Here is a 21570-nt window from a genome sequence, read left to right as displayed (position 1 = left end):
CTCCACCCTGGCTCAGGCTGCGGCCAGCCTTGGCTGGCGCAGCGCCGGGTTCGCGGTGGCCGCACGGACCGGGGCGGCCACGGCGCCGTCGAGCTTGAACACGCCGACGGCCTGCGCCAGTTTCGCGGCCTGGTCCTGCATCGACGCGGCGGCGGCGGCCGATTCCTCGACCAGCGCCGCGTTCTGCTGGGTCGCTTCGTCCATGTGGGCGATGGCCTGGTTCACCTGCTCGATGCCGCTCGTCTGTTCGGCGCTGGCATGGGTGATCTCGGCCATGATGTCGGTGACGCGGCGGATCGATTCGACCACCTGCTCCATGGTGGCGCCGGCCTGGTCGACCAGCTTGGCCCCAAGGTCGACCTTGTCGACCGAGTCGCCGATCAGGCCCTTGATTTCCTTGGCCGCCGCCGCCGAGCGCTGGGCCAGGGTGCGCACTTCCGAGGCCACGACCGCGAAGCCGCGGCCCTGTTCGCCGGCGCGAGCCGCTTCCACGGCCGCGTTCAGGGCCAGGATGTTGGTCTGGAAGGCGATGCCGTCGATGACGCCGATGATGTCGACGATCTTGCGCGACGATTCGTTGATCGAGTCCATGGTCGTGATGACCTGGCCGACGACGGCGCCGCCTTCGAGGGCCACGTTCGAGGCGGTGATCGCGAGCTGGTTGGCCTGGCGCGCGTTGTCGGCGTTCTGGCGCACGGTGCCGGTGAGCTGTTCCATCGAGGCGGCGGTCTCCTCGAGCGAGCCGGCCTGCTGTTCGGTACGGCTCGACAGGTCCAGGTTGCCCGCCGCGATTTCGTTGGAGGCGCCGGCAATGGCGTCGGTGCCGCCGCGCACTTCGGTCACGATCCGCACCAGGCTGTCGTTCATGTGGCGCAGGGCGCGCAGCAGGGCGCCGGTTTCGTCGCGGGTACTGGCGTCGATGCGGCGCGTGAGGTCGCCGCTGGCCACCGTTTCGGCCAGTCGCACCGCTTCGCGGATCGGACGCACGATGCCGCGCGTGAGCAGCCAGGAGGACAGCGCGCCGAGCACCACCGAGAACAGGGCGAGCATCGCGATCAGGGTTTCGCTGCTGCTGGCCTGGGCGCCGATTGCGCGCGCGGTGGCGGCGATGCTGGCGTGCTGCATGGCCACCAGTTGCTGCACCGATTCCTGGTAGGCCTTGGCGGTCGGCGTGAAGCGTTCGTCGAGGATGCGGTTGGCCAGCTCGACGTTGCCGTCCGCCTTGGCCTTGATGGCTTCGTCGCGCGCGCTGGAATACGCCTTGCGCTGTTCGCCGATGCGCTCGAACAGGGCTTTTTCTTCGCCCGGCGTGATCAGGGGCTCGATCTGCTTCATCAGCTCGCTCGAGCGTTTGCCGGTCTGGGCGGCGTCTTCCTTGAAGTAGGGGCCGAGTTCGGCGTCGCTGCTCTTGACGATCGCGGCCGTGCGGCGCACCGCCGCGAAAATCTGCATGTACCACTCGGTGATCATGCGCTCCTTGGCCAGCGGTTCGGCCAGCACCTGGGCCGTGCTGGCGGCGCCGCTGTTGACGCGGGCGATGCCGACCGCCGCGATCAGCACGGCCGTCGCCAGGGTCAGCGCGAAACCGATAGCGAGACGCTTGCCGATGTTGAGGTGATTGAAGAAGCCCATCGCGTTTCTGCCTGTGCAAAATAAAGAAGGGACGACTGTAGCCTTGATGAAAGGCAATTGCAATTGCATCCAGGCAGCATTTTGCCGCTGCTTGTCAGTACAGCCAGAACGTGTTGTCTTTACGAAACAATTTCGGCCTGTCGAAAGCGGCCGCAGGGCGTGGAAACGGCCGCGCCGGCCCGGCACCGGCCCTGTCGTCACAATGTTTGCTCCCGTTTAAGGTATAATTTCTATTTCCCGCGTGTGCCGTTCGGCACCTTCAGCACAATGACCAAATTTGTATTCGTCACTGGCGGCGTCGTCTCTTCCCTGGGCAAGGGGATCGCGGCCGCTTCCCTCGCCGCGATCCTCGAATCGCGCGGTCTCAAAGTCACGATGCTCAAGCTCGATCCCTACATCAACGTGGATCCGGGCACGATGAGTCCGATGCAGCACGGCGAAGTCTTCGTCACCGACGACGGTGCCGAGACCGACCTCGACCTCGGTCACTACGAGCGCTTCATCAGCACCCGCATGAAAAAGGTGAACAATTTCACCACCGGCCAGATCTACGAATCGGTGATCCGCAAGGAACGCCGCGGCGAGTACCTCGGCAAGACCGTGCAGGTGATTCCGCACATCACCAATGAAATCCAGGATTACATCCGCCGCGGCGCCGAAGGCGTCGACGTGGCGCTGGTCGAAATCGGCGGCACCGTCGGCGACATCGAGTCGCTGCCCTTCCTCGAAGCCGCCCGCCAGCTGTCGCTGCGCGCGGGCCGCAAGTCGACCGCCTTCGTGCACCTGACCCTGGTGCCGTATATCGCGTCGGCCGGCGAACTGAAGACCAAACCGACCCAGCACAGCGTGCAAAAGCTGCGCGAGATCGGCATTTCGCCCAACGCCTTGCTGTGCCGCGCCGACCGCCGCATCCCCGACGACGAGCGCTCGAAGATTTCGCTGTTCGCCAACGTCGAAGAGCAGGCCGTGATCTCGGTCTGGGACGTCGACACCATCTACAAGGTGCCGCAGGTGCTGCACGACCAGGGCCTGGACGACATCATCCTCGAAGCGCTCGACATCCAAGCGCCGCCGGCCGACCTGTCGATGTGGAGCCGCCTGATCTACGCGCTGGAAAACCCGAAGCGCGAAGTGACGATCGGCATGGTCGGCAAGTATGTCGACCTGACCGAATCGTACAAGTCGCTGACCGAGGCGCTGCGCCACGCCGGCATCCATACCGAGAGCCGCGTCAACATCGAATACCTCGACTCGGAAGAGATCGAAAGCAAGGGCTGCGCTCACCTGGCCAAGTACGACGCGATCCTGGTGCCGGGCGGCTTCGGCAAGCGCGGCGTGGAAGGCAAGATCATGGCCGCCCGTTATGCGCGCGAAAACCAGATCCCTTACCTCGGCATCTGCCTGGGCATGCAGGTGGCGCTGATCGAATACGCGCGCCACATGGCCGGCCTGCCGAACGCGAACTCGACCGAGTTCGACCTGGAAACCGACCAGCCGGTGGTCGCCCTCATCAACGAGTGGCAGAACCACGACGGCAAGGTCGAAAAGCGCGACGAGAATTCGGACCTGGGCGGCACCATGCGCCTGGGCGCGCAGACCTGCGCGGTCAAGCCGGGCACGCTGGCCGCCGAGATCTACGGCAGCGTCGTGACCGAGCGCCACCGCCACCGCTACGAAGCGAACAATTACTACCTGCCGAAGGTGGAAGCGGCCGGCATGATCGTCGCGGCCCGTACGCCGAACGAAGACCTGTGCGAAATCATGGAGCTGCCGCGCAGCGGCGAGCACGCGCACCCGTGGTACATGGGCGTGCAGTTCCACCCTGAATTCAAGTCGACCCCGCGCAGCGGCCATCCGCTGTTCACCTCGTTTATCCAGGCCGCGCTGGCGCACCAGTCGGCCAACAAGCAAACCGCGGCGAATTCGCCGGCTGCTTTGCAAGGAGATGTAGCATGAAACTTTGCGGCTTTGAAGTAGGCCAGGACCAGCCGATTTTCCTGATCGCCGGCACCTGCGTGATCGAGTCGCGCCAGATGGCGCTCGACACCGCCGGTACCCTCAAGGAGATTACCTCGGCCCTGGGCATCCCCTTCATCTATAAATCGTCCTTCGACAAGGCCAACCGCTCGTCGGGCACCTCGTTCCGCGGCCCCGGCCGCGAAAAGGGCCTGGAGATCCTGGCCGACGTGAAAAAGACGCTCGGCGTGCCGGTGCTGACCGACGTCCACACCGAGGAAGAGATTCCGGAAGTGGCGAGCGTCGTCGACGTGCTGCAGACCCCGGCCTTCCTGTGCCGCCAGACCGATTTCATCAACGCCTGCGCCCGTTCGGGCCTGCCGGTGAACATCAAGAAGGGCCAGTTCCTGGCCCCGGGCGACATGAAGAACGTGATCGACAAGGCCCGTCACGCGGCGCGCGCCGCCGGCCTGAACGAAGACAATTTCATGGCCTGCGAACGTGGCGTCTCGTTCGGCTACAACAACCTGGTCTCGGACATGCGTTCGCTCGCCATCATGCGCGAATCGAACTGCCCGGTGGTGTTCGACGCCACCCACTCGGTGCAGCTGCCGGGCGGGCAGGGCACGTCCTCGGGCGGCCAGCGCGAACACATCCCGGTGCTCTCGCGCGCCGCGGTGGCGGCCGGCATCGCCGGCCTGTTCATGGAAACCCACCCCGATCCTGCGAATGCGCTGTCGGACGGCCCGAACGCCGTGCCTTTGGCGCGCATGAAGGAATTGCTGACGACCCTGGTCGAACTCGACCGCGTGGTCAAGCGTGCGGGCTTCCTGGAAACCAGTTTCAAGGCATAATTGCTTGATTGGATTATTTAGCATGCAAGTCGAGGCGCCCAATTGGCGCCTCGACTTTTCATGGGCTCAAGAAACCGTCGCGAGCGGAAGGAGTGCTGGCCGAGGAACGGAGCTGTACGGAAGTACAGTGAGTTACCGCCTTGGCGCCGGAGGCCGGCAATCCGACGCGCAGTAGGTTTATTGAGTCCATGCCAAGAAAGAAGCGATTTTTCACCCTACTGGAGATGTAAACATGAGTGCTATCGTTGATATTATCGGCCGTGAAATCATTGATTCGCGCGGCAACCCGACCGTCGAATGCGACGTGTTGCTGGAATCGGGCGTGATGGGCCGCGCGGCTGTGCCGTCGGGCGCATCGACCGGTTCGCGCGAAGCGATCGAGCTGCGCGACGGCGACGCCAAGCGTTACTTCGGCAAGGGCGTGCTGCAGGCCTGCGAGAACATCAACACCGAGATCAGCGAAGCAATCATGGGCCTGGACGCCAACGAACAGGCCTTCCTCGACCGCACCCTGATCGACCTGGACGGCACCGAGAACAAGAGCCGCCTGGGCGCCAACGCCATGCTGGCCGTCTCGATGGCAGTCGCCAAGGCCGCCGCCGAAGAAGCCGGCCTGCCGCTGTACCGCTACTTCGGCGGTTCGGGCGCGATGCAGATGCCGGTGCCGATGATGAACGTCATCAACGGCGGCGCGCACGCCGACAACAACCTGGACATCCAGGAATTCATGATCATCCCGGTTGGCGCGCCAAGCTTCAAGGAAGCGATCCGCTACGGTGCCGAGGTGTTCCACACCCTCAAGAAGATCCTGCACTCGAAGGGCCTGTCGACCGCGGTCGGCGACGAAGGCGGCTTCGCCCCGTCGGTCTCGAGCCACGAGGAAGCGATCAAGCTGATCATGCAGGCGATCGAGCAGGCAGGCTATGAGGCCGGCACCCAGATCGCCATCGGCCTGGACTGCGCCGCCAGCGAGTTCTACAAGGACGGCAAGTACCACCTGGAAGGCGAAGGCCTGGCGCTGTCCGCGACCGACTTCACCAACATGCTCTCGACCTGGTGCGACAAGTACCCGATCATCTCGATCGAGGACGCGATGCACGAAGGCGACTGGGAAGGCTGGGCCACGCTGACCGCCGCCCTGGGCAAGCGCGTGCAGCTGGTCGGCGACGACCTGTTCGTCACCAACACCAAGATCCTGAAAGAGGGCATCCAGAAGGGCATCGCCAACTCGATCCTGATCAAGATCAACCAGATCGGCACCCTGACCGAGACCTTCGCCGCCATCGAAATGGCCAAGCGCGCCGGCTATACCGCCGTGATCTCGCACCGTTCGGGCGAGACCGAGGACTCGACCATCGCCGACATCGCCGTCGGCCTGAACGCCCTGCAGATCAAGACCGGCTCGATGTCGCGTTCGGACCGCATGGCCAAGTACAACCAGCTGCTGCGCATCGAGGAAGACCTCGGCGATGTCGCCAGCTACCCTGGCCGTGACGCGTTCTATAATCTGAAATAAGCCGAACATAAACCGACCGGTTTTGACTTCGTGTCTTCAGTAATGCCGCAGGCCGGTCGATATGGACTGGCCTGCGTTCTTTTTTCTCTCCCATGCGCCTGATTACGCTTGCCCTTGCTGCCTTGCTGTTGCTGATCCAGTACCCGTTATGGCTGGGGAAGAGCAGCATGCTGGCCGTTTCCGACCTGCGCGGACAGCTCGAGCTGGCCCAGCTCAAGACCGACCAGCTCAAGGCGCGCAACGCCAAGCTCGAGTCCGAAGTGCGCGACCTGCGCGACGGCACCGGCGCCGTCGAGGAACGCGCGCGCCTGGAGCTGGGCATGATCAAGCAGAACGAGATCTTCGTCCAGGTACTGCGCAAGGACGAGCAGCCGGTCGAATCGATGACCGTGCCGCCGCCACCGCCGCCCAAGCTCGACAAGGACGGCAAGCCCCTCCCGCCCGACCCCACCCACTGATCGCCATGCATCCCGACGACGGCGCCGACGCCGCACCCCAACCCGGCTCCGCCTCCGGCCTGGCCACGCTCGAGGCGCTGGCCGCCTATCTCGCCGCCGCCTTCGACAGCGGCGACGCCGCCCTGCTGGCCGAGGCCCTGGCCGTCGCCGCGCTGGCCGAAGGCACGACCCACCTGGCCGCCGCTGCCGGCCTGCCGCAGGCCGAACTGCGCCACGCGTTTGCCACCGGAGAAATGAGCATGGGCATGACGCTGGCCGTCATGAAGGTCATCGACCTGCATATGCCGGGCAGCGCGCACTGAGCGCTTGCCGCCTGCCTGAACCCGACCGTCCGCGCCTGCGCCTGCGTCAACGCGATAATCGGTGATCTGCCGCCCCGTTTCGCCTAGAATGTCCGTTATCTTTTCACCAAAAGGAAGCGCACCATGAGCGAGCAACATGCCGCCGGACCATTCGACGTTACCCTCACTCCGCAGGGCGAGCCCACTATCCTGACCGGCGCTACCACCGGCCGCATGGCCATCGACAAGCTCTACCACGGCGACCTGAACGGCCGCGGGTCGGGCGAGATGCTGTCGGCCTTGACGGTTACCGAAGGCTCGGCCGGCTACGTGGCGATCGAACGGGTGACCGGCACCCTGCACGGGCGCAGCGGCGGCTTCGTCCTGCAGCACTCGGGCACGATGGCGCGCGGCGCGCAGCAGTTGTCGATCAGCGTCGTGCCCGATTCCGGCACGGGCGAGCTGGCCGGCATCAACGGCACCATGCGCATCCGCATCGAAGAGCGCAACCATTTCTACGAGTTCGACTACTTCCTGCCCGAACTCTGAACCTGGGGAACGGACATGCCCGGCATCTTCCTGCTGATCGCGCTGCTCCTGTTCCTGGTCGCCGCCGTGCTCCGTTTCTCGGGCGAGCGCAAGCTGCTCAATTTCGTGGAATACGGTCCCGCGCAGCCGGTTGCGCGCATCAACCGCCATGCAGCGGTGCGCCTGCTGCTGCCCGTTTGCGTCAACCTCGGGTGTGCCTGGATCGCTTCGGTGCGGCCGCAACTGGCCGTGCCGCTCCTGTTCCTGACACCGCTTTCTCTCCTCGCCGCCGTGGTCTGGATCGCGGCCGGCGTCAACCGCCTGGCAGTTCGTTCACCTTAAGGGGAATCTCATGGTCAGCAAGAATACGGTGTGTCTCTGGTTCGACGGCACGGCCGAAGACGCCGCGCAGTTTTACGCCCAAACCTTTCCCGACAGCGCAGTACAAGCCGTGCACCGCGCGCCCGGCGATTACCCGGCCGGCAAGCAGGGCGACGTCCTGACGGTCGAGTTCACCGTCATGGGCATTCCCTGCCTCGGGCTGAACGGCGGGCCGGCCTTCAAGCATAGCGAGGCCTTTTCCTTCCAGGTAGCGACCGACGACCAGGAAGAGACCGACCGCCTGTGGAATGCGATCGTCGGCAACGGCGGCCAGGAAAGCGCCTGCGGCTGGTGCCGCGACAAGTGGGGCCTGTCCTGGCAGATCACGCCGCGCGTGCTCAGCCGGGCGATTGCCGATCCGGATCCGGCCAGGGCCAAGCGTGCCTTCACGGCGATGATGCAGATGAAGAAAATCGACATTGCCGCCATCGAAGCGGCGCTGCGCGCTTGACTGCCAACAAGCCATCGCTGCCGGAGTGAAGAGGACCGGCTGCGGGCAGCCGCTGCCCGCAGCCGGCAAGTCGCCAGACTATTTCACTGCACGCTTGCGCCGGGCGGCCGCCAGGCCGGCCCATCCCAATGCCGCCAGGGCGAGCGTGGCCGGTTCCGGCACCTCGGCCGGATTGTCCGGGTCGGTCGGGTCGTCAGGGTCGCTCGGATCGTCCGGGGTGCCCGGCGTGACGCTGCCGAGGGTGATGTCGTCGAAGGCGATATTGTCCGCGGAACCGCCGAAGTTGACCGAACGCGCGATGCCCGCGAAGCGCACCCCGATACTGCTGAAGCGGCAGTAGGTGCCGGTCGGGTCGCCGCCGCAGCCGTCGATATTGTCGTGCAGCTCGAGCGAGGCGAGCAGATTGCCCCTGCCGTCCAAGCCATCGTAGACATTGACGAAGCCGTTCTCGCTGCTGCTGTAGAAGAACGAGAAGCCCTCGCTGAACCCGGCGGCGACATTCATCGTCGCCGCGCCGCCGCTCAGGAAGAACAGCACCGTGCTGGCCGAGGGTTCGTTGGCGATATTGCCGGTCCCGCCGGCATCGGAGTCGATGATGGCCAGGCTTGCCGCCGAAAAATTGATGCCGTAATTGGTGCCGCGTCTGCCGCCCGAATCGGTGCCGCCGTTGTAGAAGTCGTTGACCGACGCCTGGTTACCGACCCCTTCGAAATCGAGCACGATCGGGGCGGCCCTCGCGGTGGCGGCAAAGGACAGGGCGATAGCGACTGCACAGGCTATTTTTTTCATGTGTGACACGGTTCTCTCCCAAGAGTTGAATGCCAGGCTTGGCTTCAGCTCTGCAGCAAAGAATGTGCCACGCTGTAAATACAGGGCATGCGCCATGCATGACTTATCCCGAGCGCATAAGTTGTAAGGTATGTCGACAAATGGTTACCTTGAGCGCCGCATTTCTGGTAGTAACGTTGTCTTGCCTTGGGTTATGCGGGCCGGGAATGTGGCCGGATGCGGGCCGGGGAGGGTGGCGTTGAAGCGAAGTAGCCGGCTTCGAGGGTGAAGCCGGCGATGTCGTCCTTGTGGGTGCCGGGCAGGCCGCGCCATCCCGGAGCGGCGGCGCAGGCGTGCCGGGCAGCGTCAACGAGGATGTTATTCCGACGACGCGTCGCCCTGCATCGAGCCGGCGCCCTGTTCGAGGAAGGAGCGCAGCATCCAGGCGTTCTTCTCGTGCACTTCCATGCGGGTGGTCAGCATGTCGGCGGTCGGGAAGTCGTCGAGCTCGTCGGCAACCTTGACGCCCGCGCGCAGGGTGCGGACCAGGATTTCGTTGCCGTCGACCAGTTGGCGGATCATGTCCTTGGACGACAGCACTTCCGGCTCTTCGCTGATGTTCGACAGCTCGGCATAGCGCTTCGAGGTGGCGGGCGCGAAGTGGCCCAGTGCCCGGATGCGCTCGGCGATGTCGTCCAGCGCGTTCCACTGCTCGGTGTACTGCTCCTCGAACATCACGTGCAGGGTCGAGAACATCGGACCGGTGACGTTCCAGTGGAAATTGTGCGTCTTCAGGTAGAGCATGTAGGCGTCCGCGAGTACGGTCGAGAGCGATTCGACGATCTTGGCGCGGTCTTCGGTACTGATTCCGGTATCCATGTGCATTGCAATTCTCCCGTGGCGATTGATCATCATGAGTGGCAGTGTTTTGTAGAAACTACAACACTGCCAACGATGCAACAGCTTAGCACCGACCGGAGAGGCCTGTAGCACGCCGACCCGTTTCAAATCCGGGACAAAAAAAGGGCGCGCCACCGTAATGGTGCGCGCCCTGCGCCGCTGCCAGGCGGCAGTCTTTAATTGATGCTGCCGCTCGCAGGAATCATGGTTTCAACCGGGACATCGCTGGCAAACAGTTGTGCGCAGTCGACCTTGTCGAAAGCATAGTGCTTGCCGCAGAAGTCGCAATTGATGCCCAGCTCGCCGAGGTCGGCCAGGGCCGCTTCGACTTCCGGCTGGCCCAGCATCTTGAGCATGTTGCCGACTTTTTCGCGGGTGCAGCTGCAGTGGAATTGCGGGTGCTGCGGGTCGAACACGCGGATCGTCTCTTCCCAGAACAGGCGGTTGAGCAGGGTCTGGATGTCGGTACTCAGCAGTTCTTCGCGTTTCAGCGTGCTGCCGAGCACGACCGCGCGGTTCCAGGTCTCCAGGTCTTCCTCGACGCTGGCTTGCTGGGTCTGGTCATCCTTGCCGCTGTGGCGCGGCAGTTTTTGCAGCAGCAGGCCGCGCGAGACCTGGTCGTCGGCCGCCAGCCACAGCTTGGTGTCCATCTGTTCCGAGCGCAGCATGTAGTTTTCGATGACGGTCGCCATGTCGGCGCCGTCGAGCGGCACGATGCCCTGGTAGGGCTGCTGGCCCGGCATCTTTTCCAGCGGGTCGAGCGTGATCACGAAGCGGCCGCGGCGGTTCACGTTGAGCAGGTCGCCCAGGCTGGCGTCGTCCGCGATCTCGGCGTCCGGCGCCAGTTTGGCGGTGGCGCGGATGCGCAGCTCGGCATCGCACTCGACCACCAGCAGGCGCACCGGGCCGTCGCCGTGGATCTGCATCACGATCGAGCCGTTGAATTTCAGGTTTGCCGACAGCAGGGCACTGGCCGCCACCATCTCCCCCAGCATGGACCGTACGGCTTTCGGGTAGCCGTGACGGGCCTGGATCTCGCGCCAGGTATCGGAAATCTCGACCAGCTCGCCGCGTACGGCGGCGTTGTCGAAGATGAATTTCTGCAGGGTGTCCTTGGTGTCCGTTGTCGTCATTGTCTATCCGATTTTCTTGAGCTGCGCCTTGAACAGCTTGCCGCGTTCTACATAATTGGCGGCATTGCCGCGCAGGCGCAGCAGGTCTTCTTCCGTGAGGGTGCGCACCACTTTCGCGGGCGTCCCGATGATCAGCGAGTTGTCAGGGAACTCTTTGCCTTCAGTAACCAGGGCGCCGGCCCCAACCAGGCAACCCTTGCCGATTTTTGCGCCGTTCAGGATCACGGCCTGGATGCCGATGAGCGAACCGTCGCCTATCGTGCAACCGTGCAGCATGGCCTGGTGGCCGACGGAGACGTCCTTGCCGAGCGTGAGCGGGTAGCCCATGTCGGTGTGCATCACCGTGCCTTCCTGGATATTGCTGTTTTCGCCGATCGTGATGCGTTCGTTATCGCCGCGAATCGTGACGCCGAACCAGACCGACGCATTCGCCTCGAGGGTCACTTTACCGATCAGGTTGGCCGAATCGGCGACAAAAGCCGACGCATCGATGTCGGGCGCATGCTCGCCCAGCTGGTAGATCGCCATGGATATGCTCGCGCAAGGGTGGAAATGCCGCTATTTTACGCCCTCCGGCGCGCTCCTGACCGAGATACCTGGTCGCCAAGGGACCGAAGTGGGGATGGCCGGCAGGAATTCAACCACCGGCATATAATTCCCCATCCGTTGCGAACGGTCGTACTTTTCCTTATTCGAGCCCTTATGAAACCGTCCCGATCCGAATTCCTGAACGTGCGTGGCCTGCGCACCCATGTACGCCACTGGGGGCGCGAGGGCGCGCCCATCATTTTCATGACCCATGGCTGGATGGACATGTCCGCTTCCTTCCAGTTCATCGTCGATGCCATGGCCGGCGACTGGCACGTGATCGCGCACGACTGGCGCGGCTTCGGCCTGTCGGAGCGGGCGGGCACGGACACCTACTGGTTCTACGACTACCTGGCCGACCTCGACCGCCTGCTCGACCAGTATTCGCCGGACGAGCCGGTCCGGCTGCTGGGCCACAGCATGGGCGGCAACATCGCCAGCCTGTATGCGGGCGTGCGGCCCGAGCGGGTGAGCAAGCTGATCAACCTGGAAGGCATCGGCCTGCTGGGCGCCAAGCCCGAGCAGGCGCCGAAACGCATCGCCAAATGGCTAGCCGAACTGCGCACGCCCCCGAGCATGCGCGGCTACGCCAGCCTGGAAGAGGTGGCCGGGCGCCTGCAGAAGACCAATCCGCGCCTGCTTGATGAACGGGCGGCCTTCCTGGCCGAACACTGGTCGGCGCGCAACGAGGCCGGCGAATACGAAATCCTGGGCGACCCGGTGCACAAGATGCCCGGGCCGCTGCTGTACCACCTCGACGAAATGATCGCTTCATGGCGGCGCGTCACCGCGCCGATGCTGTGGATCGAGGGCGGCGACACCGAAATGTGGAAGTGGATGGGGCCGCAGGACGAGATGCGGGCCGAGGTGGACCGCCGCCTGTCGCATTTCGCCCAGGTGGAGCCGCACATCGTGCCGGGCGCGGGGCATATGGTGCACCATGACCAGCCCGAGGTGCTGGCGCGCCTGATCGAGGGGTTTCTGGGACGTTGATCGGAACGCGTGCGCGGCGTAGGGTGGACGGCTCCACCTTGACGGCAGGGCCGCCTGCTGCCTCGGTGCCGCCCACGCGTTCAACCGGCCCATGCACCATGCAAACAAGATTTGCACGGGAAGCCCAGGATGCAAATTTTGTTTGCACAGGCCTTACAGGTGCCGGATCTCCTCCGGCGGCGCCACCCAGTTGTCGTTGCGGCCGTCGAAGTAGCGGATCGGGGCGGCGACGAGCGCGTCGACCGGCAGGTCGTCCAGGCTGGCCACCGTGACCGCATAGAACGGCCCGCTCGCTGGCGCGGTGCCGGTGGACCAGACGTTGATGCCGCAGTGGCGGCAGAAACAGTGACCGTCGCGTTTCAGGTGGAAGCGGTATTCGGTGAGCGCATCGGCGCCTGCGACCAGGCGAAAGCGCGCGGGCGGCACGCTGGCGGCCCAGAACCGCATCTTCGTGCAGATCGAGCAATTGCATTTGATCGTGCCCTGGGCCAGATCGATGTCGGCCTCGTAACGCACCGCGCCGCAATGGCAGCTGCCGTGGTAAGTCTTCATGTTTCCTTTCCCGAATGAAAGTGCAACTTTAGCATTGTCCGTCCGGCAGCGGTAACGCCGCCCGGTAACAGCTGCGCCGCGCTGGCCAATGCGGCGTACAATGCTCGCTCGTCCAGGAACTACGCCCTCGTACCCATGCTGAAAGTCGATCTTCACTGCCATTCGAACGTCTCCGACGGCGTGCTCGCGCCCGCCGCCGTGGCTGCCTATGCGCGCAAGGGCGGGGTCGATGCCTGGGCCCTGACCGACCACGACGAAGTCGGCGGCATCAAGGCTGCGCGCGCCGCCGCCGCGGAGCAGGGCATGCGTTTCGTGTCCGGGGTCGAGATCTCGGTGACCTGGGCCAACGAGACCGTGCACCTGGTCGGGCTGCAGATCGACGAGGACAATCCGGCCTTGCTGGCGGGCCTGGCCGCCACCCGCAGCGGACGCGACGCGCGCGGGCGCGAAATCGCGGCCCAGCTCGAGCAGGCCGGCATTCCCGGCGCCTATGAGGGCGCGCTCAAGTACGTCGGCAACCCGGACCTGCTCTCGCGCACCCACTTTGCGCGCTACCTGGTCGAATGCGGCAAGTGCGCCACCACCGCCGAAGTGTTCCGCAAGTTCCTGACGGAAGGCAAGCCGGGCTATGTGCCGCACCGCTGGGCCACGCTGCCGGAGGCGATGGCCTGGATCCGCAGCGCCGGCGGGATTCCCGTGATCGCCCATCCCGGGCGCTACAGGTTCACCCAGACGGGGGAGGACGCGCTGCTCGACGCCTTCCGCCAGCTCGGCGGCCAGGCGATCGAGGTCGTCACGGGAAGCCACACGCCCGACCAGTACGCCACCTATGCCGAAGTCGCCCGGCGCTACGGTTTCCTCGCCTCGCGCGGCACCGATTTCCATGCGCCGGGGGAGGCCAGGGTCGAGTTCGATGCCTTGCCGCCGCTGCCGGCGAGCGTCAAGCCGGTCTGGCACGACTGGTGGTGAAGGTAGGGTGGAGTCCCCGACTCCACGCGTAAACCGTGCGCCGCGTTGACGGATGCTGTACGCGTGGAGTCAGGACTCCACCCTACGTTCAACCGGCCTCGCGCGCCGTTTGTTTAAGCCAGCCATAAGCCCGTCGCCCTTGAATTTTCCGGGTAGCAGCCTTATCTTGGCAGCCTGTTAATTCATTTCTGCCCCGGAGCCACTTCCATGAAGCGCATTGTTTTGTTCCTCGCCACCAACCTCGCGGTTGTGCTGGTGCTGACCCTGGTCCTGAACCTGCTCGGTGTCGGACGTGCGGTGAGCGCCGAAGGGATCAATGTCGGCGCGCTGGCCGTGTTTTCGCTGGTGGTCGGCTTTACCGGCTCGTTCATCTCGCTCCTGATGAGCAAACCGATGGCCAAATGGTCGACCGGCGCGCGCGTCATCGAGCAGCCGCAGAATTCCACCGAGCTCTGGCTCGTCAACACGGTGCGGCGCCTGGCCGACCGTGCCGGCATCGGCATGCCGGAAGTGGCCGTGTACGACGGCGAACCGAATGCGTTTGCGACCGGCGCCTTTAAAAATTCCGCGCTGGTCGCGGTGTCCACCGGCCTGTTGCAGGGCATGAACCAGGACGAGGTCGAGGCCGTGCTCGGGCACGAGGTGGCGCACATCGCCAACGGCGACATGGTCACGCTGACCCTGATCCAGGGCGTGGTCAACACCTTCGTCGTGTTCCTGGCGCGCGTGGTCGGCTTCTTCGTCGACAAGGTGCTGCTGCGCGGTAACGACGACCGCGGCCCCGGCATCGGCTACATGGTCACCGTCTTCATCTGCGAAATCCTGTTCGGCCTGGTCGCCTCGATCATCGTCGCCTGGTTCTCGCGCAAGCGCGAATTCCGCGCCGACGCAGGCTCGGCCCAGCTGCTCGGCAGCACGGTCCCGATGCAGAACGCGCTGGCCCGCCTCGGCGGCCTGCAGCCGGGCGCGCTGCCCTCGTCGATGAGTGCTTCGGGCATCTCCGGCAGCGGCGGCGGCTGGGGCGCCCTGTTCTCGACCCACCCGCCGATGGAAGAGCGCATTGCGGCCCTGCAGGCTCTGCGCCAAACGGGTGCCCGATGAGCCAGTTCTTTCACATCCATCCGGACAATCCGCAGCCGCGCCTCATCAAGCAGGCAGCGCAGATCCTCCGCTCCGGCGGGGTGGTCGCGCTGCCGACCGACTCGGCCTATGCGCTCGTGTGCCAGCTCGACGATAAAGGCGCCGTCGAAAAGCTGCGTCGCGTGCGCGGCATCGACGACAAGCACCACCTGACGCTGCTGTGCCGCGACCTGTCCGAGATCGCCCAGTACGCGCGGGTCGACAACAGCCAGTACCGGCTGCTCAAGGCGACGCTGCCGGGGCCGTACACCGTCATTCTGGAAGCGACGCGCGAAGTGCCGCGCCGCCTGTCCCACCCCTCGCGCAAGACGATCGGCCTGCGGGTGCCGGAGAACCTGATCACGCTGGCGCTGCTCGAGGAACTCGGCGAGCCCCTGATCGGCACCACGCTGCAGTTGCCGGGGGACGAGCACATGCTGTCGGACCCGGACGAAGTGCGCGATCGCCTCGAGAAGCAGATCGAGCTGGTGGTCGACGGCGGCGCCGGCACGCTCGAGCCGACCACCATCGTCGATCTCACCGGCAGCGATCCCATCCTGGTGCGCCAGGGCCGCGGCGACGCCGCCGTTTTTGGCCTGTAATCGGGCCCCCAGGCAAACCCTCCCACCCGCCGGGCCGCGGCGCCCGGCTCTGCTAGAATCCTTCCCTTATGGATGAAATCATTCGCAACATCGCAGTCTATGCGCTGCCCGTCCTTTTTGCGATTACCCTGCACGAAGCCGCCCACGCCTATGCCGCCCGCCATTTCGGCGACAATACGGCCTATGCGCAAGGGCGCATGACGCTCAATCCGCTGGTGCACGTCGATGTGTTCGGCACCATCATCATCCCGATCGCGCTCTACATGATGAGCGGCTTCGTGTTCGGCTATGCCAAGCCGGTGCCGGTCCAGTTCGGCAACCTGCGCAACCCGAAGCGCGACATGGCCTGGGTGGCGCTGGCCGGGCCCCTGGCGAACCTGGTGATGGCCCTGCTGTGGGTACTCTTTGCCGTGCTGCTCAACGTGTTCGACGTCAGCGAGGAATTCCCGCACGCGGTCGCCAAGGCCGGCCTGGTGACGAACCTGCTGATCTTCGCCTTCAACCTGTTCCCGCTGCCGCCGCTCGACGGCGGGCGCGTGTTGACGAGCATGCTGCCGAACCGGCTCGCCTTCCAGTTCGCCAAGATCGAGCCGTACGGCTTCTTCATCCTGCTGGCGCTGCTCTACTTCAACGTGCTCGCCTTCTGGGTGCAGCCGGTGATGTGGCTGGGCGCCCAACTGGTGACGCTGGTGGCGACGCCGTTTACCTTCTTCCTGAACTGATGCACGCACCGACCATCGCTACCTCGCCCTGGGTGCGCCGCTTCGCGCCGCTGGTCCCGGCAGGGGAGGTGCTCGACCTGGCCTGCGGCGGCGGCCGCCACGCGCGCCTGTTCGCCGGGTTCAAGCATCCGGTGCTCGCGGTCGACCGCGACCCAAGCGCGCTGACCGCGGCCGCCGGCCCCGGCATCGCCACGCTCCAGCTTGATCTCGAAACCGAGGGCGCGGCCTGGCCCTTCGAAGCGGGGCGTTTTGCCGGCATCGTCGTCACCAACTACCTGCATCGGCCGCTGCTGGCCGACCTGTGCGCCAGCCTGGCGCCGGGTGGCGTCCTGCTCTACGAAACCTTTGCGCTTGGCAACGAAGCCTTCGGCAAGCCCTCGAATCCGGCCTTCCTGCTGCGCCCCGGCGAACTGCTGGAGATGGCGGCGCGTGCCGGCCTCGCCGTGCTGGCCTACGAGGACGGGGTCGTCAGCGATCCGAAGCCGGCGCGGGTGCAGCGCCTGTGCGCGGGCGGGCGCGCCTTCGCGCAAACCGAGGCCAAGCTCGACCATTTATCTGGTCGGGAATGAACCATAGCGGCGGACGATCCGCTACAATCGGATTTTTATTTTTCGGCACGTTCCACTGATTATGATTAAGGGCAGCATTGTAGCAATCGTCACACCGATGTTTGAGGATGGCAGTCTCGACCGGGACAGCCTGCGCAAGCTGATCGACTGGCACGTAGCGGAAGGCACCGACGGCATCGTCATCGTCGGCACCACCGGCGAGTCGGCGACGGTGAGCCCGGAAGAACATGGCGAGCTGATCAAGCTGGCGGTGGACCACGCGGCTGGCCGCATTCCGGTGATCGCCGGCAGCGGCGGCAACTCGACCGTCGAAGCCATCGAACTGACCCGCCACGCCAAAGCGGTGGGCGCGGACGCCTCGCTGCAGGTCGTTCCGTACTACAACCGTCCGACCCAGGAAGGCATGTACCGCCACTTCAAGGCGATCGCCGAAGCGGTCGACATGCCGATCATCCTGTACAACGTGCCGGGCCGGACCGTGGCCGACATGAGCAACGAGACCATCGCGCGCCTGGCGCCGATCGAAAATATCGTCGGCGTGAAGGATGCGACGGGCAACATCGGCCGCGGCATCGAACTCCTGCGCATGGTGGATAAATCGTTTGCCGTGTACTCGGGCGACGATCCGACCGCGATGGCGCTGATGTTCTGCGGCGGCGCCGGCAATATTTCGGTTACCGCCAACGTCGCCCCGCGCGCCATGCACGAATTGTGCGTGGCCGCCATGGCGGGCGATATCGCGCGCGCCGTCGAGATCAACAACCGCGTGCTGCAACTGCACGCCAAGCTGTTCGTCGAGCCGAACCCGGTGCCGGTCAAGTGGGCATTGGCGGAGATGGGCATGATGCCGGCCGGCCTGCGCCTGCCGCTGGCGCCGCTGTCGAACGCGTTCCACGACACCGTTCGCGCCGCCCTGCGCGAAGCCGGCCTCGTTCCGCAATCCTGAGTCCCGCAAGGGTGTTGGTTTTCCAGATCTGAAATCGCAACGATATGACTAAAAGCAACAAAACGACCTTAGTTTCCAAGCCCGCCATGCGCGTCCTCGCCCTGGGCGCGCTGGCGCTGTCCATCGCCGGCTGCACCACCGTTTTCGAAGCCGACAAGGTCGACTACAAGGGCTCCAAGAAAGCCCCGCCGCTCGATGTGCCGCCGGACCTGACCCAGATCCAGAAGGACAACCGTTACGCTGCGCCGGAAGGCCGCGGCGTGGCCACCGCATCGGGCATGCAGCAAGCGGGTTCGGCTGCTGCGGCGCCGGCAGCGGCAGGCGGCGAGACGGCCGCTTCGACGGCCGCCATCGGCCCGGTCTCGACCGACGCCGTGCGCGTCGAGCGGGCCGGCGACCAGCGCTGGATCGTCGTCAAGCAGAGCCCGGAACAACTGTGGCCGCAAGTGCGCCAGTTCTGGCAGGACGCCGGCTTCACGCTGGCCAACGAGTCGGTCACGACCGGCATCATGGAAACCGAATGGGCCGAGAACCGTTCGAAGATCCCGCAAGACTTCCTGCGCAAGACCCTGGGCCGCGTGTTCGACCGCGCCTACTCGACCGGCGAGCGCGACAAGTACCGCACCCGCCTCGAGCGCCTGCCGGACGGCTCGACCGAGATCTACATCAGCCACCGCGGCGCCGAAGAGGTGCTCACCGGCGCCCAGAAGGAAACCACGGTCTGGACCGTGCGCCCGAACGACCCGATGCTCGAAGCCCAGTTCCTGGGCCGCCTGGTGGCGCGCCTGACCGGCGTGACCGAGCCGGCCGAAGTCAAGGCCGCCGAGACCGCCGTCGCGAACGCCGAGCCGGCGCCGCAGCAGACCAAGCTGGTCGGTGATCACGTCGAGGTCGGGGAAGGTTTCGATCGCGCCTGGCGCCGTGTCGGCCTGGCGCTCGACCGCGTCGGCTTCACCGTCGAAGACCGCGACCGCGTGCAGGGCACCTATTTCGTGCGCTACGTCGATCCCGACGGTTCGAACAAGGAAGGTTTCGTCAAGCGCCTGTTCAGCTTCGGCGACTCCGACAAGGCCAAGGAAGCCCAGCGCTACCGCGTGATCGTCAAGGGCGCCGACAGCGGCAACAGCAGCACCGTGACGGTCCAGGACAACGCCGGCCAGCCGGACACCTCGCCGACGGCAAAGAAGATCCTGTCGCTGCTGAACGACGAGCTCAAGTAATCGTCCTCAGCGTCCAGAAAGCCGGCCCGCGTGGCCGGCTTTTTTACGCCTGTGTCTTTGACGTCATTGTAGGGTGGAGCGGGCGGCGAACCGCTTCCGGCTCCACGCGTGAAGCATGCGCCGCGTTGACGCATCCTTTCGCGTGGAGTTGTCATTGAGGCCCCCGGCCTCAATGACTCCACCCTACGTAATGCCGTAACGTTGGGGGCACAGGCGAAAAAAAACCGGCCCGCAGGCCGGTTCTTCGAATCAGGCAAAACCTGATTACTTCTTGGCAGCGTCAGCAGCGACGTCAGCAGCGGTCGAAGCGGCCGAAGCAGCGTCAGCAGCAGCAGCCGAAGCGGTTGCAGCAGCAGCAGCAGCGTCAGCAGCTGGGGTAGCAGCAGCGTCAGCAGCTGGAGCGACGACGGTGGTGTCGGTGGTGGTGGTGGTTGCTGGTGCTTCAGCAGCAGCTGGGGTGGTCGTGGTGGTGACTTCAGCTTCTTTCTTCGAGCAAGCAGCCAGAGCAACAGCCATCAGGGAGACGATCAGCAGGGATTTTTTCATGGTTTTTCCTTAATTAAGTTAGTACTAATTATTGCGATGAATAATTACCGGTAATTATCGCTCGTTGGAATTCTCGTGTGCTTTCATACTGGTAACAGTGCCTGATAGACAACGGAACCTTCCTAACCCGATATTATAGCCAAATTTACCTATTCGCAATAGAAAACACATGCCAAAATGGAAGTATTTGGTGACTTGTTAAGCTTCATTTTGTTACAAGATGCTACGAAGGCAGCAAAACCCGCCATTGTGTTATCACCTGTGCAAAACTAGAGCCCGGTGACTGTTGCCTGCAGGGTAGATTCCGACTCTTCCCATAGGGCATTGAAGCGGTAGGCGGGCAGTTCGACTGCGCCCGCGTGGTCGAAGGCGGCTTCGCCGCGCATGTGGTCGCGGTGGAAACGGCGTACCACATGCAGACCGTCGGCCAGGGCGAAGGCATCCGGCAGGTGGCGCAGCGAACGCGGCGTCCGGCGGCACTCGACCAGCGCGGCGTAGTCGCGCAGCAGCGCCAAAAAACGCGGGCAGTGGCGCTCGATATGCCGGGTGTCGTGCAGGGCCAGGCGCAGCGTGCCGCCCGCGCGCAGGAATGCGCGCAGCCTGGCCTCGACATCCACGGCGCCCAGCGGCAGATGGGCAAAGTCGGGATCGAACAGGTCGACCCGGCTTTGCGCCTTCGACAGCAGCGTGCGCCAGTGCGCTTCGAGCTCGCGCCGCGTGTCGAAGCGGAAGCTGGCCGGCGCGTCCGTCATGTCCGCTCAGCCCAGTTCGATCCAGCCGTCCGCATACCAGGTGTAGAGCGCCTCGAGCACGTCGTCCGAGGCCGCCGCCAGGGTCTCGCCGCTCAGGCGCCGCTCGTTGGCCAGCACGTCGAGCACGACCTTGTCGGCACGGCTGACGGCAAACGACTCACCATTGATGAACACATGCTTGCCGCGGTACAGCATCAGGGTCTTCGGCGACAGCTTCAGGCCGCGCTTGGCCGCCGTTTCCATGAAGCGGCCCACCGTCAGCGGCTTGGCCGGCGGGGTGAAGAACACGTTGTGCTTCGGCTCGGACATGTACTCGCCGAAGAAGATCGTCACGTCCTCCTCGTCGAAGCGCACCTTGTTGAGTTCTTCGGTGATGTTCGCCAGCATCTCGCGCGGGATCTCGGCCGGGTTCTTTGCCGGCTGCAGATCGGGATCGGCGTAGCGGCCGGGCAGGTCGATCGAATCGGCCATGAATTGCAGGAAGGCTTCGCCCAGTTCCTGGTAGGAGGGCGAACGGAAGCCGATCGAGTAGGTCATGCATTCGCCCTCGGCCACGCCGTCGTGGGCATACTGGGGCGGCAGGTAGAGCATGTCGCCCGGTTCCAGCACAAACTCTTCTTCCGCCGTGAAATTGGCCAGGATTTTCAGGGGCAGGCCCTCGACCAGCGTCAGGTCTTGCTGGGAGCTGATCCGCCAGCGCCGCTTGCCCTGCGCCTGCAGCAGGAACACGTCGTAGGAATCGAAGTGGGGGCCGACGCCGCCGCCATCGGTGGCGTAGCTGACCATCAGGTCGTCCAGGCGCGCATCCGGCAGGAAACGGAACTGGCGCAGCAGCGCGTCGGCACGCTCGTCGAACAGGTTCACGCCCTGCACCAGCAGGGTCCACTCGCGCTGGGTACGCGGCGGCAGTTCGGTCAGCGGGCCGTGCTGCATGTCCCACTGGCCGTCGACCTGGGACACGAGTCGCGACTCGACGTGGTTCTTGCTTGCGGCCTCAGCCAGTTTGTCGAGCTTGAGGAGCGGCTTGAAGCCGGGGATGGCACCCTTGATGAGGAGCGGTTTTTTATGCCAGTAATCGCGCAGGAACTGGGCGGGAGTAATATTCCCCAGGAGCTGTAATTTTTTCATGCTTCA

The 21570-nt window shown here is 64.7% G+C and carries 25 protein-coding genes; 16 read left to right on the top strand and 9 right to left on the bottom strand.

Going from position 1 to position 21570, the window contains the following annotated elements; all coding sequences use genetic code 11:
- Positions 1-12 precede the first annotated feature (12 nt).
- Positions 13-1632, bottom strand: a complete 1620-nt coding sequence (locus ACFPAH_RS04320) for a methyl-accepting chemotaxis protein (RefSeq protein WP_379741177.1) — start codon at positions 1630-1632, stop codon at positions 13-15.
- Positions 1633-1899: 267 nt separating this feature from the next.
- Here ACFPAH_RS04320 and ACFPAH_RS04315 point away from each other — a divergent pair, with 267 nt between their 5' ends.
- From ACFPAH_RS04315 to ACFPAH_RS04280, 8 genes are all read left to right on the top strand, one after another.
- Positions 1900-3588, top strand: a complete 1689-nt coding sequence (locus tag ACFPAH_RS04315) for a CTP synthase (protein ID WP_379741174.1) — start codon at positions 1900-1902, stop codon at positions 3586-3588.
- On the top strand, positions 3585-4442 hold the full coding sequence (gene kdsA, locus ACFPAH_RS04310; RefSeq protein WP_379741171.1) for a 3-deoxy-8-phosphooctulonate synthase: 858 nt from the start codon (positions 3585-3587) through the stop codon (positions 4440-4442). Before ACFPAH_RS04315 ends, kdsA begins: the two co-directional genes overlap by 4 nt.
- A gap of 232 nt (positions 4443-4674) precedes the next feature.
- The gene (gene eno, locus ACFPAH_RS04305; protein ID WP_379741168.1) at positions 4675-5958 is read left to right on the top strand and encodes a phosphopyruvate hydratase; all 1284 of its coding nucleotides are present in this window, start codon (positions 4675-4677) and stop codon (positions 5956-5958) included.
- Between the two features lie 92 nt (positions 5959-6050).
- Positions 6051-6416: a cell division protein FtsB gene (gene ftsB / locus ACFPAH_RS04300; protein WP_379741165.1), complete on the top strand. Its 366-nt coding sequence runs from the start codon at positions 6051-6053 to the stop codon at positions 6414-6416.
- A 5-nt stretch (positions 6417-6421) separates the two neighbouring features.
- Positions 6422-6718, top strand: coding sequence for a hypothetical protein (locus ACFPAH_RS04295; protein WP_379741162.1), 297 nt, complete (start codon positions 6422-6424; stop codon positions 6716-6718).
- A 123-nt stretch (positions 6719-6841) separates the two neighbouring features.
- Positions 6842-7246 (top strand): DUF3224 domain-containing protein, encoded by a 405-nt coding sequence (locus ACFPAH_RS04290; RefSeq protein WP_379741159.1) that lies wholly within the window; start codon positions 6842-6844, stop codon positions 7244-7246.
- Between the two features lie 15 nt (positions 7247-7261).
- Entirely contained in the window at positions 7262-7567 is a 306-nt protein-coding gene (locus ACFPAH_RS04285) for a hypothetical protein (protein WP_379741155.1), read from the top strand.
- 10 nt (positions 7568-7577) lie between these two features.
- Positions 7578-8057 (top strand): VOC family protein, encoded by a 480-nt coding sequence (locus ACFPAH_RS04280; protein ID WP_379741152.1) that lies wholly within the window; start codon positions 7578-7580, stop codon positions 8055-8057.
- Positions 8058-8135: 78 nt separating this feature from the next.
- Here ACFPAH_RS04280 and ACFPAH_RS04275 read toward each other — a convergent pair whose 3' ends face one another.
- The 4 genes from ACFPAH_RS04275 to ACFPAH_RS04260 all read right to left on the bottom strand — a co-directional run bounded on the left by ACFPAH_RS04275 (position 8136) and on the right by ACFPAH_RS04260 (position 11386).
- Positions 8136-8846 (bottom strand): PEP-CTERM sorting domain-containing protein, encoded by a 711-nt coding sequence (locus tag ACFPAH_RS04275; RefSeq protein ID WP_379742951.1) that lies wholly within the window; start codon positions 8844-8846, stop codon positions 8136-8138.
- 357 nt (positions 8847-9203) lie between these two features.
- Complete coding sequence (locus tag ACFPAH_RS04270; protein ID WP_379741149.1) at positions 9204-9710, bottom strand: Dps family protein; 507 nt, start codon at positions 9708-9710, stop codon at positions 9204-9206.
- Between the two features lie 191 nt (positions 9711-9901).
- On the bottom strand, positions 9902-10858 hold the full coding sequence (gene hslO / locus ACFPAH_RS04265) for an Hsp33 family molecular chaperone HslO (protein WP_379741146.1): 957 nt from the start codon (positions 10856-10858) through the stop codon (positions 9902-9904).
- A 3-nt stretch (positions 10859-10861) separates the two neighbouring features.
- Entirely contained in the window at positions 10862-11386 is a 525-nt protein-coding gene (locus tag ACFPAH_RS04260; protein WP_379741143.1) for a gamma carbonic anhydrase family protein, read from the bottom strand.
- 174 nt (positions 11387-11560) lie between these two features.
- Between ACFPAH_RS04260 and ACFPAH_RS04255 the strand changes: the two genes are divergently transcribed.
- Positions 11561-12439, top strand: a complete 879-nt coding sequence (locus ACFPAH_RS04255) for an alpha/beta fold hydrolase (protein WP_379741140.1) — start codon at positions 11561-11563, stop codon at positions 12437-12439.
- A 153-nt stretch (positions 12440-12592) separates the two neighbouring features.
- Here ACFPAH_RS04255 and ACFPAH_RS04250 read toward each other — a convergent pair whose 3' ends face one another.
- Positions 12593-12991 carry a GFA family protein gene (locus ACFPAH_RS04250; RefSeq protein ID WP_379741137.1) on the bottom strand — a complete coding sequence of 133 codons (399 nt, stop codon included), beginning with the start codon at positions 12989-12991 and terminating at the stop codon, positions 12593-12595.
- Between the two features lie 135 nt (positions 12992-13126).
- Between ACFPAH_RS04250 and ACFPAH_RS04245 the strand changes: the two genes are divergently transcribed.
- The 7 genes from ACFPAH_RS04245 (at position 13127) to bamC (ending at position 19138) form a co-directional block, all read left to right on the top strand.
- Complete coding sequence (locus tag ACFPAH_RS04245; RefSeq protein ID WP_379741134.1) at positions 13127-13960, top strand: 3',5'-nucleoside bisphosphate phosphatase; 834 nt, start codon at positions 13127-13129, stop codon at positions 13958-13960.
- Positions 13961-14167: 207 nt separating this feature from the next.
- Positions 14168-15061, top strand: coding sequence for a protease HtpX (gene htpX, locus ACFPAH_RS04240; protein WP_379741131.1), 894 nt, complete (start codon positions 14168-14170; stop codon positions 15059-15061).
- Positions 15058-15681, top strand: a complete 624-nt coding sequence (locus tag ACFPAH_RS04235) for an L-threonylcarbamoyladenylate synthase (protein ID WP_379741128.1) — start codon at positions 15058-15060, stop codon at positions 15679-15681. The genes htpX and ACFPAH_RS04235 overlap by 4 nt, the downstream gene beginning before the upstream one ends.
- Before the next feature lie 68 nt (positions 15682-15749).
- Positions 15750-16403 (top strand): site-2 protease family protein, encoded by a 654-nt coding sequence (locus ACFPAH_RS04230; protein WP_379741125.1) that lies wholly within the window; start codon positions 15750-15752, stop codon positions 16401-16403.
- Positions 16403-16972 carry a class I SAM-dependent methyltransferase gene (locus ACFPAH_RS04225; protein ID WP_379741122.1) on the top strand — a complete coding sequence of 190 codons (570 nt, stop codon included), beginning with the start codon at positions 16403-16405 and terminating at the stop codon, positions 16970-16972. Before ACFPAH_RS04230 ends, ACFPAH_RS04225 begins: the two co-directional genes overlap by 1 nt.
- Before the next feature lie 61 nt (positions 16973-17033).
- Entirely contained in the window at positions 17034-17918 is an 885-nt protein-coding gene (gene dapA / locus ACFPAH_RS04220; protein ID WP_379741119.1) for a 4-hydroxy-tetrahydrodipicolinate synthase, read from the top strand.
- A gap of 86 nt (positions 17919-18004) precedes the next feature.
- The gene (bamC, locus tag ACFPAH_RS04215) at positions 18005-19138 is read left to right on the top strand and encodes an outer membrane protein assembly factor BamC (protein ID WP_379741116.1); all 1134 of its coding nucleotides are present in this window, start codon (positions 18005-18007) and stop codon (positions 19136-19138) included.
- 264 nt (positions 19139-19402) lie between these two features.
- On the opposite strand, the gene ACFPAH_RS04210 is transcribed toward bamC, so the two are convergent.
- From ACFPAH_RS04210 to ACFPAH_RS04200, 3 genes are all read right to left on the bottom strand, one after another.
- The gene (locus ACFPAH_RS04210) at positions 19403-19684 is read right to left on the bottom strand and encodes a hypothetical protein (protein WP_379741113.1); all 282 of its coding nucleotides are present in this window, start codon (positions 19682-19684) and stop codon (positions 19403-19405) included.
- Between the two features lie 269 nt (positions 19685-19953).
- Entirely contained in the window at positions 19954-20436 is a 483-nt protein-coding gene (locus tag ACFPAH_RS04205; RefSeq protein ID WP_379741110.1) for a hypothetical protein, read from the bottom strand.
- Between the two features lie 6 nt (positions 20437-20442).
- The gene (locus tag ACFPAH_RS04200) at positions 20443-21564 is read right to left on the bottom strand and encodes a JmjC domain-containing protein (protein WP_379741107.1); all 1122 of its coding nucleotides are present in this window, start codon (positions 21562-21564) and stop codon (positions 20443-20445) included.
- Positions 21565-21570: the final 6 nt, after the last annotated feature.

Origin of the sequence: Massilia sp. GCM10023247 (assembly GCF_042653325.1) — a bacterium.
Classification (GTDB): Bacteria; Pseudomonadota; Gammaproteobacteria; order Burkholderiales; family Burkholderiaceae_D; genus Telluria.
The sequence above is the reverse complement of the archived record's forward strand: the minus strand, read 5'-3'. Positions and strand labels throughout refer to the sequence as shown.

What these genes read in the sequence shown, in the direction of transcription:
- ACFPAH_RS04320 (WP_379741177.1), bottom strand. Translation starts at nt 1,632, where the DNA reads ATGGGCTTCTTCAATCACCTCAACATCGGCAAGCGTCTCGCTATCGGT.
- ACFPAH_RS04315 (WP_379741174.1), top strand. Translation starts at nt 1,900, where the DNA reads ATGACCAAATTTGTATTCGTCACTGGCGGCGTCGTCTCTTCCCTGGGC.
- kdsA (WP_379741171.1), top strand. Translation starts at nt 3,585, where the DNA reads ATGAAACTTTGCGGCTTTGAAGTAGGCCAGGACCAGCCGATTTTCCTG.
- eno (WP_379741168.1), top strand. Translation starts at nt 4,675, where the DNA reads ATGAGTGCTATCGTTGATATTATCGGCCGTGAAATCATTGATTCGCGC.
- ftsB (WP_379741165.1), top strand. Translation starts at nt 6,051, where the DNA reads ATGCGCCTGATTACGCTTGCCCTTGCTGCCTTGCTGTTGCTGATCCAG.
- ACFPAH_RS04295 (WP_379741162.1), top strand. Translation starts at nt 6,422, where the DNA reads ATGCATCCCGACGACGGCGCCGACGCCGCACCCCAACCCGGCTCCGCC.
- ACFPAH_RS04290 (WP_379741159.1), top strand. Translation starts at nt 6,842, where the DNA reads ATGAGCGAGCAACATGCCGCCGGACCATTCGACGTTACCCTCACTCCG.
- ACFPAH_RS04285 (WP_379741155.1), top strand. Translation starts at nt 7,262, where the DNA reads ATGCCCGGCATCTTCCTGCTGATCGCGCTGCTCCTGTTCCTGGTCGCC.
- ACFPAH_RS04280 (WP_379741152.1), top strand. Translation starts at nt 7,578, where the DNA reads ATGGTCAGCAAGAATACGGTGTGTCTCTGGTTCGACGGCACGGCCGAA.
- ACFPAH_RS04275 (WP_379742951.1), bottom strand. Translation starts at nt 8,846, where the DNA reads ATGAAAAAAATAGCCTGTGCAGTCGCTATCGCCCTGTCCTTTGCCGCC.
- ACFPAH_RS04270 (WP_379741149.1), bottom strand. Translation starts at nt 9,710, where the DNA reads ATGCACATGGATACCGGAATCAGTACCGAAGACCGCGCCAAGATCGTC.
- hslO (WP_379741146.1), bottom strand. Translation starts at nt 10,858, where the DNA reads ATGACGACAACGGACACCAAGGACACCCTGCAGAAATTCATCTTCGAC.
- ACFPAH_RS04260 (WP_379741143.1), bottom strand. Translation starts at nt 11,386, where the DNA reads ATGGCGATCTACCAGCTGGGCGAGCATGCGCCCGACATCGATGCGTCG.
- ACFPAH_RS04255 (WP_379741140.1), top strand. Translation starts at nt 11,561, where the DNA reads ATGAAACCGTCCCGATCCGAATTCCTGAACGTGCGTGGCCTGCGCACC.
- ACFPAH_RS04250 (WP_379741137.1), bottom strand. Translation starts at nt 12,991, where the DNA reads ATGAAGACTTACCACGGCAGCTGCCATTGCGGCGCGGTGCGTTACGAG.
- ACFPAH_RS04245 (WP_379741134.1), top strand. Translation starts at nt 13,127, where the DNA reads ATGCTGAAAGTCGATCTTCACTGCCATTCGAACGTCTCCGACGGCGTG.
- htpX (WP_379741131.1), top strand. Translation starts at nt 14,168, where the DNA reads ATGAAGCGCATTGTTTTGTTCCTCGCCACCAACCTCGCGGTTGTGCTG.
- ACFPAH_RS04235 (WP_379741128.1), top strand. Translation starts at nt 15,058, where the DNA reads ATGAGCCAGTTCTTTCACATCCATCCGGACAATCCGCAGCCGCGCCTC.
- ACFPAH_RS04230 (WP_379741125.1), top strand. Translation starts at nt 15,750, where the DNA reads ATGGATGAAATCATTCGCAACATCGCAGTCTATGCGCTGCCCGTCCTT.
- ACFPAH_RS04225 (WP_379741122.1), top strand. Translation starts at nt 16,403, where the DNA reads ATGCACGCACCGACCATCGCTACCTCGCCCTGGGTGCGCCGCTTCGCG.
- dapA (WP_379741119.1), top strand. Translation starts at nt 17,034, where the DNA reads ATGATTAAGGGCAGCATTGTAGCAATCGTCACACCGATGTTTGAGGAT.
- bamC (WP_379741116.1), top strand. Translation starts at nt 18,005, where the DNA reads ATGCGCGTCCTCGCCCTGGGCGCGCTGGCGCTGTCCATCGCCGGCTGC.
- ACFPAH_RS04210 (WP_379741113.1), bottom strand. Translation starts at nt 19,684, where the DNA reads ATGAAAAAATCCCTGCTGATCGTCTCCCTGATGGCTGTTGCTCTGGCT.
- ACFPAH_RS04205 (WP_379741110.1), bottom strand. Translation starts at nt 20,436, where the DNA reads ATGACGGACGCGCCGGCCAGCTTCCGCTTCGACACGCGGCGCGAGCTC.
- ACFPAH_RS04200 (WP_379741107.1), bottom strand. Translation starts at nt 21,564, where the DNA reads ATGAAAAAATTACAGCTCCTGGGGAATATTACTCCCGCCCAGTTCCTG.